Below are 12,526 nucleotides of genomic sequence, written 5' to 3' on the forward strand. Positions count from 1 at the left end.
CTCCCCATTTTATTATGAAAAAAAATTTTCACTTACGTTACTACCTACTGAGTTTTTTTCTGTTTTTTTCTTCGCTAAGCAATGCTGCGCAAGAACTAGAAATAGATGGCTTACTGCTTGATAGAAGCATTAGTCGTTTTGGCCATCAATTTTATTACGAATTTTCAAATTACTGGCGAGATCTCCCTTCAACCGCTGGTTTTAATATAGAAATAAGAGAAACAGTAATACCAAAAGCTGGCACAAAGCTTTCGCTAATTATGAATAACCAACTCGTGTATGTAACCTATTTAGGACGTAGATTAGCGCCCCTCGACGAACGCGTTGAGCAAGCTGTTTACACTGTAATAGACGCGATGGCACGCTCAAATATGGCAACATCGTCACCCGATATGGCAGTAAATGGATGGTAAAATGAAAAAAATAGCACTTATAATAATAACAACACTTAGTTTTTCAGCCTCGGCAACTGAAATTATTTATACCCCAATCAATCCAAGCTTTGGTGGTAACCCACTCAATGCCACGATGCTGCTTAGTAAAGCGCAAGCGCAAAACAAACACAAAGCCCCAACCATCGAAAAAGGCTACGCCGAGCAATTTCAAGACTCATTAGAGCGCACGTATTTAAACCGCATGGTAAGAGAAATTACCGATATGGCGTTTGGCGAAGAAATTGAAGACAGCCTGTTTGACCAAGACTCAATATTTATGAGTGGCGATTATCAAATAGAAGTCATCACCAGCACAACCGACACTATTACAGTAAAAATAACCAATATATTAGATGACTCTGTCGTGATCATCGAAGTTCCGAGGTTTGGATAATGCGCAAAATACTCATAACAATAACTCTATTAGCCATAACCGGTTGCTCAAGTATGGGAAACTTAATACCTCCCTCACAGCAAGTCGCCACCACATTAGAACCCACTGAAATATTTAGTGATTTAAAAAACTTACCTAAACCTGTAGGCAGTATCCCTGTGTCTGTGTATTCGTTTAGAGATCAAACAGGCCAATACAAACCGCAAACTAATGTTAGCTCGTTTTCAACGGCAGTAACGCAAGGCGCTAACTCTATTTTAGTGCAAGCACTGCACGAGTCTGATTGGTTTACACCGGTTGAACGCGAAGGCTTACAAAATATTTTAACAGAGCGAAAAATTATACGTGCAGGCCAATCTGACAACCCTAACCAACCAGATTTACCGCCCCTTACAACCGCTAAAATAATTTTAGAAGGCGGTATTATTAGCTACGATACCAATGTAAAAACAGGCGGTTTAGGAATGGAATACTTTGGTATTGGCGCCTCTGAGTTATACCGTGAAGATGCAATATCTATATATTTACGCGCAGTTGATGTTCGCACCGGCCAAGTATTACTTAGCGTAGCCACCAGCAAAAAAGTACTTAGCCAAGAAATGCGTGCAGGATTTTTTAGGTACGTAAGCTACAAACGCTTAGCCGAAGCTGAAGCCGGCTTTAGTGATAACGAACCGATGAGCATATGTGTAACCCAAGCCATTGAAAAAGCACTCACAGACTTAATTACAAAAGGAATTGATAGGGGCTTGTGGGCACAAAAAGCAGCGTAATACCAATGCGCAATAACACTTGATTAAGCGAATTAGTATAAGGCTATAATTTAAAAATAAAAAAGGCTACATAATGTAGCCTTTTTTATATGAGTGTATACAACAATCGTTTTTAAAAAATTGCTATAACTACTTAGCCATAGGTAATAAAACCGATATGTAACGCTGAGCCCAATTTGCTAATTCAACACGGTTACGAGAATTGGTTTTTTTAAAGGCACTGTACAAATGCGTTTTAACGGTGTGGTCACTTATATTAAGTTTATCGGCAATGGCGTTATTGCTCGCCCCTTGAGCAATTAAGTGAATAACCGATTTTTCACGTTTAGTAAGGTGCGCATAATCCCCTTTTTTAAGGGTGATATCTTCTTGTAGGCTATTAAACGAAGAGGCAACCGAGAGAATATCTGAAAACGCTTTTGATATAACCTTTCGCGTAAACCATAACTCGCCTGCGGTTATTCTAACTAGCCCTTTAAAAATAGTTTCTGGTGCATCTGATTTATAAAACACACCATTGAAATGATTTAACAGTAGGTTTTTTTCACACACGGCATTGGGCTCTACATTAAATAAGACAACTTTATGCTTTTTAGCGAGGCAAATTAAGTCGGCAGGCAGCAAATCTAGCCAGTTATTTTTAGCGCCATCAATTAAAAATAAATCAAACTTGTCCCTTTTCTCGTTTTTAGGGATCACGTCGTCCATTTTAATATCGCCAAAAATGGCTTGCATGGTTTTTAATATAGTTGTGTAGCTTTCACAGTGAAAAGAAGATTGAAACGTGGTTTTTACAAAAACGGCGTGTGGTTGTAGCATAGATTTCTTCCTTGAAATGTTTACACCACATTACCGAATTTATTAACAACTTACAATGCGCCCTTGGTATTATTCATACACGGCATAAAACAATCACCAATTATATTTAGTTAATAGTTACAATAACTTAATGAAAATTAGTGAATTATTTTCATATAAAACACTGCTCTGATCAGTCCTAACATAACGTATAAAAGCGTGAGGTAACCCCGTTAGTCCAGCCAAAACCTTGCTGTACTACGTATTCACCGCCCCCTGCTTTTAATTGAGGCACGCACACATTGTATTTTTCTAGTAGGCACTGATTAACAGAAAAGTCGTTTTCTACCATTGTTAACCAGTTTTTCATTATACGTTTACTAAGATCACTAAAACCGTAATTATTAAGCCCTTTAACAGCAAACCACTGCAGCGGAGCCCACCCATTAGGGCTATCCCATTGCTGTGATGTAGAAGTAACGGTAGTAACTATGCCACCGGCCTTTAAAAAGTCGCGGCTTAGTCGCTCGGCAATATGTTGAGCTTGCTGATCAGTCGCTAAGTTAAAAAATAATGCAGTACTTGCGGCAGCGCTTAACACCTTAGATTGACTCGCTTTGTGATGATTATAATCAACAAAAAAGTGTTGCTGCTCACTCCACATATATTTATTAATCAGTGTGCGGCGAGCTGCTGCGTAGTCGCTAAATAAATCGGCTTGTTGGCTATTACCTAGCAGCTTATTAAACTTACTAAGCTGTTTTTCTAGGTTATAAAGCAAACAATTAAGATCAATGGGTAATATATCGGTTGTTTGTATAGAGCTAAGTGAATTAGGCTCAGCTAGCCAGCGAGAACTAAAGTCCCAGCCAGATTCACACGCAGCACGTATATGTCGATAAAAGTCGGGCTTTTTATGCTCAGCTAAGCCCTCTGCGAGTGCCAGATCTTCTCTCAGGGATTCTGCCCTAGGGGCTGCTTCATCGTCCCAATAACGATTTAACTTGCCACCGCATGGCATTTTTACAACTCGCCTTAGTGCCGTTTTCCCGTTAGTAAGCTCTTCTGCGCCTTGCATCCAAAACGCATACTCTTTTTCAAGCGCATCAACACATTTTTCAAGCCATGCTACATTATTGGTTTTACTGTGCTCGTGCTGCCATAGCAATTCAACCATAAGCGCTAAAATAGGTGGCTGTGAACGCGATAAGTAGTAACTGCGGTTGCCATTTGGAATACACCCATAATCGTTTATAAGGTCGATAAAGTTTTGCAGCATATCTTCAACAATTTCAGGTTTATTAGCATCCATTAAGCCGAGCGCTGTAAAGTAGCTATCCCAGTAGTATATTTCCTGAAAACGCCCACCAGGCACAATGTAGCTATGCTTTAATGCTAATAAAGAATCGGCTTTAGGTTTATCAGCCGCCCGTCTCAAACCATGCCACAAAGAGTTAATGTAGTGTTTAACACTTGCGGTATCTGACTCACTTTGCATACGTAGTAAGGGGGTCGTAATAAAGTGAGCATTTACAAACTCTTTTAATTGGGCTTGATTAAGCGGTGCTACTTGCTCATAGTGCTTACACGCACTTTGCCAGCTGGTTCGTGCAGTTGCATCTGCAAATGTTTTACAGTCATCAAAAATATTTTGGGTCTGTACATCTTTAAATAACTGGCTCTCAAAAAAATTCATAACAATCCTAAATCAATTATATGCTGGCAGCGTGCTGAGAAATGGCGCGGGTGCGCTGTTTAAAAATAATCACGCTTATAAAAATTAAGCTAATGGGAATTAACGACAGGTAAAATGCGTGCTGACCACTAAAATGCTCAAATACGTAGCCTGTGATCATTGAACCAGTTGTGCCTCCAAGTGCTGAAAATACAACGATTAACCCTGTCATGGCAGCATGTTGGTGCTTTTCTAATGCGCTGAGCATTACCGAATTTAAAACTGGATAAATTGGCGCCATAAAAAAACCAATGAGGGGCAAAACAAATGCAGCCAGTGGTGCATCAAATAGGCTAGTGATTGCTGTATTAGGCAGGTTTTCAGTTAGGGGTAACGTTATAATAATAAGTAATGCCATGGCGACTAAGCATCCGCACAGTACAAAAAACCAATTAATATGTTTCAGTACCTGCCCAGCAACTAAACGACCAAACGCTAACGCCGCTGCAAAAATACTCGCTAACTGAATACTTATAGCCACAGGCAATTGTAAAACTTGGTTATTAAAGGTTGGCAGCCAAGTGCCTACGCCTTGTTCAATAAGAACATATAAAAATGCACTTATAATAAAAATAAGCACCAAGGGCTGATACGTTAATTTAAGCATGGCTATAAAGTCACTCAAACTAGAGTCAGTTTTATTTTTATCAATTGCAGGCGCAATCGGTGCAATAACAACACTTAGTAATACAATTAAAGTAAGCGCAGCCAACGCGTAATAAACATTGAGCCACGCATTGCTTTGGCTTGGGTCTATAAAGGCGGTAAAAATCCAATAACCACTTAATACACCCACCATAAAAATGCCTTCGATAGTGTTTAAAAGTGACGAGTGACTATTCGCATCTTCGGTTACTTGGCCAATAATCGAATAAACAGAAACTTTGACTACCGCAAAGCCACAGCCTATCACTGCAAATAGCACTTTAAACATATAAAATTCGCTGATCAGTGCGGTGCTTAAGCACGCTAATGCAACGACCGCTAAAGCCCCTAACATTGCGAGCTTATACCCTAATCTAGGAATGAACGAGGCAACAACAAAAGACATTATCGCAATTGATAAGTCTTTAAAGCCTTCCAAAACAGACGCCTCAGTTTTGCTAACGCCCAATGTGTTTATTGCCTGCAAAATGACTGTTCCTACGCTATTTAATAATATTGCGAAAATAAAATAGCTTGCAGCAATTGCTAGTGTGATTTTTGTTTTACTCATAGCTTGCCTTACTTATAACGCAGTGCGCCATAACGATTAAAGCTAACACCTTTGGGTAATTAGCGTGTGTGTTTGTGTCAGTGAACGTTGAGTTTAGTGTAGAATAAAAATCAATGCAATCGTTTGCATTTTAAGTTTTAAAATTTGTATCTATCATTTATAAATCAGCGTTTACTCGATTGGCGAGTTATTAATTCTATATCAATAACTTGAGATTCAACTTTTTGACCCATAAATTGTTGCATAAGCTTTTTAACTAAAAGTTCAGCCGCTAATTGAGTATTTTGTTTAATTGTTGAAAGCGACGGATGGCTAATATCTGCCATTGCTATATCGTCAAAGCCCACCAATGCAACATCGTTAGGAATACTGACATAGCGCTCTTTTAACGCCTTCATTGCCCCTAAGGCAACCATGTCGCTACAAGCCATTATTGCATCAAAGTAGAGCCCTTTTTCGCGCAATAGACTATTAATTTCTTGATACGCCGAACTACTAGTAATATCAATAGAAACAACGTGCTGCTCTAGTTTATGTGTAGATAGCGCAGCCACATAACCGCGGTGTCTTTCGCTAATTTCACCGTGCTCTGGGTCGCCTAAAAATAAAATATTTTTTGCACCGTGTTCGATTAAGTGCGCAGTGGCTTGCATTCCACCTAAGTAGTTATCACTGCCTACAATAGGGTAATTACTGGGTGTTTTAGGGTCTCCCCACACAACCAAAGGGATCCCCGCTTTAGCAGCCGCCTCTATATTGCGCTGATCTTTACCCTGCCCAACCACAATAATACCATCGGCCCTTCGACCATTAATAAAATAATTGGCCCAATCGTGCTGTGCCATTATTGAATTAGACAATAAAAGCTCTAGCCCTTGTTGATTAAGTGCAAGATTAATTTCGCTAACCACTTTAAGTAAAAATGGATCGCTAATCGATTGTTCGGTTTGTTCATCTAAGTTAATGATAACAGCAACAACATTTGTTTTTTGCGTTCGTAAGCGGCTTGCAGCGGTGTTTAAACTAAAATTATGCTCTTTAGCGAGTTGTTTTAATTTATCGCGTGTTTCTTGTTTTATTAACGGGTTGTCATTTAAAGCACGCGAAACCGTAGAGGTAGACACCCCTGCCAGCTTTGCTAAATCAGCTAATTTTATTTTTTTGTTATCCATGAAAACCCTGAGCCGCGTTGTACTAACTAATGTTTAATGTAACTAGCTGACAATATAGCATTATTAATTTTTTCTGGCTTGCCTCACAGGCTAAAAAAGCCATACCTAGGCTTTTACGCTCAATATTTCTACAAATATAATTCATAAATAATTTACAAATAAATATTGCAAACGTTTGCATTAATCTTTAAGGTTTCATCATATACAGCCTGTTTACATAAAAAATTTGTATACAGCGCAGTAAAAAACACACTGTTTAACACACTAAAAACGGGATCACACATGACATTCAATAAAGCAAAAAGTACATTAGCGTGCGCTATAACTTTAGCCTTGAGCTCACACGCCACCTTTGCACAAGAGCAAGCACAAGAAACCAAGGTAGAGCGAATTGTTGTTTCGGGCACACCTACCGGGGTCGGCATCAGAAAAATTGATGCAGGCTACGCTGTTACAAATATTGATAGCCAGCAAATTATTAAACTTTCACCTAAAAGCACTGCCGATCTGTTTAAAGCCGTACCTGGGGTTTGGGTAGAAAGCTCAGGGGGTGAATCTGGTGCCAATGTATTTGTACGTGGTTTTCCTGGCGGCGGTGACGCCCCATTTTTAACCCTAAGTATTGAAGGGTCACCCGTTTACCCAGCCCCTACATTATCGTTTTTAGAAAACTCTTCACTTTTTAGAATTGATGAAACGATTGAGACCATGGAGGCTTTACGCGGTGGGCCAAACCCTGTTTTATCAAACGGTCAACCGGGTTTAACAACTAACTTTAGGCTAAAGCGCGGTGGTGAAGACACCGAAGGCTTATTTAAATACACAACATCTGATTACGACCTACAACGAGTAGATGCTGTTATTAGTGGTGAAATTACTGACGATTTATACTTTATGGTTGGCGGCTATGTAAAAAGCTCTCCGGGTATTCGTGATGCAGGTTTTACCTCTGAGAAAGGCAGCCAATTTACTATTAATATCACTAAAGATTTAGATAACGGCGAGCTTAACTTTTATACCCGTCAAACAGATGACCATGGTGCATGGTACTTACCTACCCCACTTAATATTGGAGGGATTGACGCAGAATATACCCAACTTGGCACGTTAAACCGCCAAGCAACCATTTTTACCGGCCCCGATGCACAAGCACACGATATTGACTTAGGGGATGGCCGAGGCTGGGACGGCCATGTAACAGGCGGTAGCATTAAACTAGAGCTTGATAATGGTTGGCAATTTTCTGACCGCTTTAATATAACTAAAGGGGATGCCAATACATACGGGTTGGTGCCAAGTGGTTCAGCAACCACGGTTGGTGAAGTTGCCGATAATGGGCAAACCGCATTTGGTGCAGTAACCAATACTGAGTACGCAAGCGACACCCCAATACAACAACTTGGCCGCTGGGTTGTTTTAAAAGAAATTAGCTCATTTACAAACGATTTAGTGTTTTCAAAGCAATTTGATAATTTATCAGCCACGTTTGGTTACTACACAGCTAGTACATCGGCAAACGATTGGTGGAGTTTAGGTAATACGGCTTACCACGTACTAGAAGCCGGCGGCGAGTCGCTAACTGGCATTGAGTGTAATCAAAGCACTGATGGCTGCGATTTTAACTACGATATTAGCTCAACAGGTGATGCGCGCACCCATGCGTTTTATGTAACAGCTCAATACAAATTTGCCGACGACTTTACATTAGATGCAGGCGTGCGCCACGAAAGTCATGAAGTAGAATACAGTGTTGATGAAGGCCTTGATGGAATTATTACCAAAACAGTTAACTATGATGAAAGTAAAACATCGTGGACAACGGGGATTAACTATTCAATAAACGATGACATGGGTGTATTTGCACGCGTAAACCGTGGTTATAAAATGCCTTACTTTGACGACTTTAGAGATAACTTTAGCGCTTATGAAGGCGGCGAAAAGCTAATTAAAGAAGTAACCCAAGGCGAATTTGGCTACAAGCTAATTTCTGACTCTACAGACTTTTACGCTACCTTGTTTGTTAACGAAGTTAAGGGCGATACATTTGTACGCCGCCCTGGTGTACCTGCAGAAATTTTAACAAACGAAGCGTACGGTGTTGAGCTTGATTATAACTTTAATCATCAGTCGGGTTTTTCGGTTAATTTAAATACCACACTACAAGAAACCGAAATTACGCAAAGCCCAACCAATGAAGGAAATGAATCTCAGCGTCAGCCAAAGTGGCAAGTGCGTATCACACCTAGCTACGACTTTGAGCTACAAGGTATGTATGCCACGTTATATGGCACACTGTCGGCTGTTGATGACCGCTTTGGTAACAACGAAAACACGGTGACTCTTGATGGCTACGAAAAAGTAGACTTAGGTTTAATTTTAGAACCTATGGAAGGCATAAAACTACAACTGGCCATTGATAACTTAACGGATGAGCAAGGTATAACAGAGGGCGACCCACGTAATGCCGATGCCCCAAATGGCCGCTATATTATGCCACGCACTACGCGCTTTAGTGTAAGTTATGCGTTTTAAATACTCTTAATAATAAAGGGAGCTTGGCTCCCTTTATTTTATTTTTTCGTTTAGTTTATTAAGCGCCTCTACCGAAAAGCCCCTATCGTAAAAATGTAAAATTTTACCTTTGCTATCTATTAAAACAACGCGAGTATTGTTTGGGTTTTTATTACCTGTAAATTTTTGCACAGCTTCACCATCTTCATAAATAGTGATTACCCCGCCCCATAGCTCTTTTGGTATACCCTTGCGCATACCGCTGTCTATAAATGTACTAAACATACGCGGGGCCATACCTGCTATGGTAGGCAGTTCGTAAGTGGGTAATGTAACTCCTGTCATATCTAAGCCAATTAACCAACGGTCTATGTCAAATTGGCTATCTTGTTTATAGCCTATGAGTAACAAGGTTTTATCGGCTTTAAAATTACTCGGTATGGTTACGCTTTTCTCATCTAGGCTTTGGCCGCTAATGGTAGGAAACTGCTTACCGGTAATTTGCTGATTTGGATATTGGGCTGAGCACGCACTAAGCATTAACACCATAAATGCACTGGCTATTATTTTAATCATTTTAAAACCTTACACTGTTATAAATATCATACTGATACGTATATGAGGTAAAACACGTTTAAACCGTTTGCAATTTTAAATACGCTTTAAACTCACGAAGTGCCATAGGCTTGGCATATTTCCAGCCTTGGCCATAATGTACGCCAGCTTGTTTTAGTATGGCTTCTTGCTCATTTGTTTCTATGCCTTCTGCTACACAGGTGTAGTTAAACTTACGTACCAACGCCATAATATTGGGGATCATTGAGGCCTTTAAGCCTTGTGTTGTTATGTCTTGTACAAAGGTGCGGTCAATTTTAAGTTGATGAAAGCTCAAGTTTTGTAAATTTTTTAAGTTAGAGTAACCCGTACCAAAATCATCTATCGATAAATTAAAGCCCGCCTCAACCAGCCTTTTAAAGTGGGTATGGGCAACTGTTGAGTCTAAGTATTCGTCTTCTGTTATTTCTAAACAAATAATAAAGCGCGAATCGGTGAGTGCAGGTATGTCTTTTAAAAGCGCAATATTGCCTGTTTCTACATCGTAGGGAAAAATATTAATAGAAATTTTAAAATTGCGCGGTAATACCTCAACGGTGGTTAGCTCATAAAGTACTTTTTCAATCATGGCTTGGGTAAAGCGCCACGTTAAATTGGTTTTTCTGATAATAGGAATAAATTGATCAGGAAATAAAACCCCGTATTTATCTTCAAAACGGGCCAACGCCTCACAGCCAACCACTTTACCTGTTTGCAAACAAATAATGGGTTGGTAGGTCCAATAAAATGAGCCTTTTTTAAGGCCTTTGCGCACCCGCGTTATAGTTGAGCGCCTAGCCGCTAAGCTATAGTCAATTAACAGCCCACTCGATACACCCGCTAACGAAATTAAAATAAGCGAAATAATCAATAAAAATTGATTATCAGCAAAAAATTGGCTCCACGGAAGTTGTGCGGCTGCGCAGTACCCGGGGTTATTAGTACTGCATTTAATAATTGATTCATAAGGTAAAAATGAGTGATTTTTTACCTGCTCATAAACCCCTTTAGCCCCCGCTAAATGAAACGTCTCGAGCGTGTTTTTATAAAGTACTTCCCACTGATGAGAAACAATTACTTTATCGTTAAAAGCGCGCGTATCGACTATTAAATTGTAATTACCTTGCCTTACAATTATCACTTCCATTGCACGGCCACTAAACAAAAGCAAATACAATTGCGGTTCGTACCTTACGCGCACAGGTTTATTATCGTGTTTATCAATTCGAATGTAGTCGGGAGGATTATCGGTAATTGTAGCTGCCAGCTTTCCTGCACCGGTGGTGCAAACCAGCTCATTATTTGTAAAAAAGCCAATATCTATCACGTATTGTGCATCAAACAACGCGCGGCGCATTTCTATCAATGTATTGTTATTACATTGTTTAGCGTTTGCGTTATTTAGGCGGGTTAAAATTTTTCTACGCTCTGTTGCGGCAGCATCTATGTGTTGAACAATATAATTTGAATCTCGCGCTAACTGCCTGCTTAGCTTTTGTGCAGCAAAGTACATCAGTGTGCTAGCACATATAATAAAAACCACGACACCGCTTAATACTGCAATTAAAGACCTACGTTGATATTGTTTCATAACACCTTTTTAAAGAAGCTGAGTGTGAGTCAGGTGCAATAATAATTGCATATTTGGGCATAAAAGCAATCAAGCTTGTAAAATAATTAAAGCAAATTACTTTTTAATTTATTGATTTGTTTGCATTATAATTGCAAAACCAGGTGGCTGAGTATATCGCTAAGCTGCTTATGGCCTTGGCTATTTAAATGTATACCATCGCTCCCTAGGGGGGCGTTAAGGTGTGATATATCAACGTAATTAAGCGCGTGCTCGTGTGCTACACGTTTAAAGAGAGCGTTTAAGGGTTGTAACTTTTGATTACAGTTTAAATAAATACGGCTTAACCCATGCTGAGGGTTAATAAATAAAGGACCAATAACAATTATGTTCGGTAAATTAGCAGGCGAGTAAAATTGTTTAATAGAGCCAATAAAATGCGTAAGGCCGGTGGCTATATCTGCTGGGACTAAGTTAAAACGCTTTTTTAAATCGTTAGTGCCAAGTGCAATAATAAGCGTGTGTAAAGCGTGTTGCTGCAAATCGAGTTTTAAATAGCGAATACCATTAAGCTCCCCCGTAAAAGGCGGGTTATTCACAAGCGTACGGTTTGGCTGCCCCGACTCTATTACGGTAAAGCCGCTGCCTAGCTGTTGCTGTAACCGCGCCGTCCAACGGGTATTTTCATCATAGCGCTTTCCTGTTTCGGGGTTTAAGCCCCACGTATTAGAGTCGCCAAAGCAGAGTATATTTTTTGTTATTTGCGTCATTAAAATGGATTAAGCGTATAGCCTTGTTGTTGAAGTTGTGCGTGCGCGGTCATCGCAGAAAGCGACATTTTTACGCCATCAATGAGCAATTCAGGCGTTACTTTAAAGTGAGTTGCCGATTGCCCGCACACATACACCTGAGTGTTATTAGCAAGTAGCTGCTCAATTAACGCTTGGTTTTTATTGTCATCACTAAAGCGTTTTTTATATTCGCTGTTAGCTAACACATCAACGCTTGCGCTGCCGTGCACAACTAATGCAAGTTGAATGTTTTCAGGCTTTACACCATGCGCTACATGCATGTTAATAAAACGCGCTAACGAATTTATTGAATTATTTTGCTCGCCTTTTTTAGCACCATCGGCAACATCAAATGCTATTTTAAATACCGTAGAGCTATTAATTTTGTCATGCTCGGGTACATTATAATAATTACCAAACCCGTTAATTGGTTGCTCATTAGCATTAATAAACGGGCTAAAAAGCAGCACTAACCCTAGTAAATATTCCATAAAACAATCCTGTGTTTTTAAGCGTATTACTAAACTACCAGAGACAA

The 12,526-nt window shown here is 39.7% G+C and carries 11 protein-coding genes and 1 pseudogene; 4 read left to right on the forward strand and 8 right to left on the reverse strand.

Annotated features, from left to right (window positions below; genetic code table 11):
- The first annotated feature begins 14 nt into the window (after positions 1-14).
- Genes PSH41_RS12575 through PSH41_RS12585 form a run of 3 tightly spaced genes read left to right on the forward strand, consistent with a single transcriptional unit; the run spans position 15 to position 1,601 of the window.
- On the forward strand, positions 15-413 hold the full coding sequence (locus PSH41_RS12575) for a curli production assembly/transport protein CsgE (protein ID WP_064387109.1): 399 nt from the start codon (positions 15-17) through the stop codon (positions 411-413).
- The gene (locus tag PSH41_RS12580; RefSeq protein ID WP_004587047.1) at positions 403-828 is read left to right on the forward strand and encodes a curli assembly protein CsgF; all 426 of its coding nucleotides are present in this window, start codon (positions 403-405) and stop codon (positions 826-828) included. Before PSH41_RS12575 ends, PSH41_RS12580 begins: the two co-directional genes overlap by 11 nt.
- On the forward strand, positions 828-1,601 hold the full coding sequence (locus PSH41_RS12585) for a CsgG/HfaB family protein (protein WP_004587046.1): 774 nt from the start codon (positions 828-830) through the stop codon (positions 1,599-1,601). The genes PSH41_RS12580 and PSH41_RS12585 overlap by 1 nt, the downstream gene beginning before the upstream one ends.
- Positions 1,602-1,730: 129 nt before the next feature.
- Here the strand turns inward: PSH41_RS12585 and PSH41_RS12590 are convergent, their stop codons facing one another.
- The 4 genes and pseudogenes from PSH41_RS12590 to PSH41_RS12605 form a co-directional block, all read right to left on the reverse strand.
- Positions 1,731-2,420 (reverse strand): response regulator transcription factor, encoded by a 690-nt coding sequence (locus tag PSH41_RS12590; RefSeq protein WP_064387111.1) that lies wholly within the window; start codon positions 2,418-2,420, stop codon positions 1,731-1,733.
- Between the two features lie 178 nt (positions 2,421-2,598).
- Positions 2,599-4,095: a trehalase family glycosidase gene (locus PSH41_RS12595; RefSeq protein WP_273589163.1), complete on the reverse strand. Its 1,497-nt coding sequence runs from the start codon at positions 4,093-4,095 to the stop codon at positions 2,599-2,601.
- Between the two features lie 16 nt (positions 4,096-4,111).
- A complete protein-coding gene (locus PSH41_RS12600; protein ID WP_138576559.1) occupies positions 4,112-5,350 on the reverse strand; it encodes an MFS transporter in 1,239 nt (412 codons plus the stop codon).
- 164 nt (positions 5,351-5,514) lie between these two features.
- Positions 5,515-6,525: pseudogene (locus PSH41_RS12605) on the reverse strand (LacI family DNA-binding transcriptional regulator); the annotation flags it as partial.
- Between the two features lie 279 nt (positions 6,526-6,804).
- Here PSH41_RS12605 and PSH41_RS12610 point away from each other — a divergent pair.
- Complete coding sequence (locus PSH41_RS12610; protein WP_273589164.1) at positions 6,805-9,054, forward strand: TonB-dependent receptor; 2,250 nt, start codon at positions 6,805-6,807, stop codon at positions 9,052-9,054.
- A 33-nt stretch (positions 9,055-9,087) separates the two neighbouring features.
- Here the strand turns inward: PSH41_RS12610 and PSH41_RS12615 are convergent, their stop codons facing one another.
- From PSH41_RS12615 to PSH41_RS12630, 4 genes are all read right to left on the reverse strand, one after another.
- Positions 9,088-9,609: a hypothetical protein gene (locus PSH41_RS12615; RefSeq protein ID WP_273589165.1), complete on the reverse strand. Its 522-nt coding sequence runs from the start codon at positions 9,607-9,609 to the stop codon at positions 9,088-9,090.
- 58 nt (positions 9,610-9,667) lie between these two features.
- On the reverse strand, positions 9,668-11,218 hold the full coding sequence (locus tag PSH41_RS12620) for an EAL domain-containing protein (protein WP_273589166.1): 1,551 nt from the start codon (positions 11,216-11,218) through the stop codon (positions 9,668-9,670).
- A 125-nt stretch (positions 11,219-11,343) separates the two neighbouring features.
- Entirely contained in the window at positions 11,344-11,967 is a 624-nt protein-coding gene (locus tag PSH41_RS12625) for a GDSL-type esterase/lipase family protein (protein ID WP_273589167.1), read from the reverse strand.
- Entirely contained in the window at positions 11,967-12,479 is a 513-nt protein-coding gene (locus PSH41_RS12630) for a DsrE family protein (RefSeq protein ID WP_273589168.1), read from the reverse strand. The genes PSH41_RS12625 and PSH41_RS12630 overlap by 1 nt, the downstream gene beginning before the upstream one ends.
- Between the last annotated feature and the right edge of the window lie 47 nt (positions 12,480-12,526).

It is taken from the genome of Pseudoalteromonas sp. CST2, from assembly GCF_028599385.1.
In the GTDB taxonomy this organism is placed as follows: Bacteria; Pseudomonadota; Gammaproteobacteria; order Enterobacterales; family Alteromonadaceae; genus Pseudoalteromonas; species Pseudoalteromonas atlantica.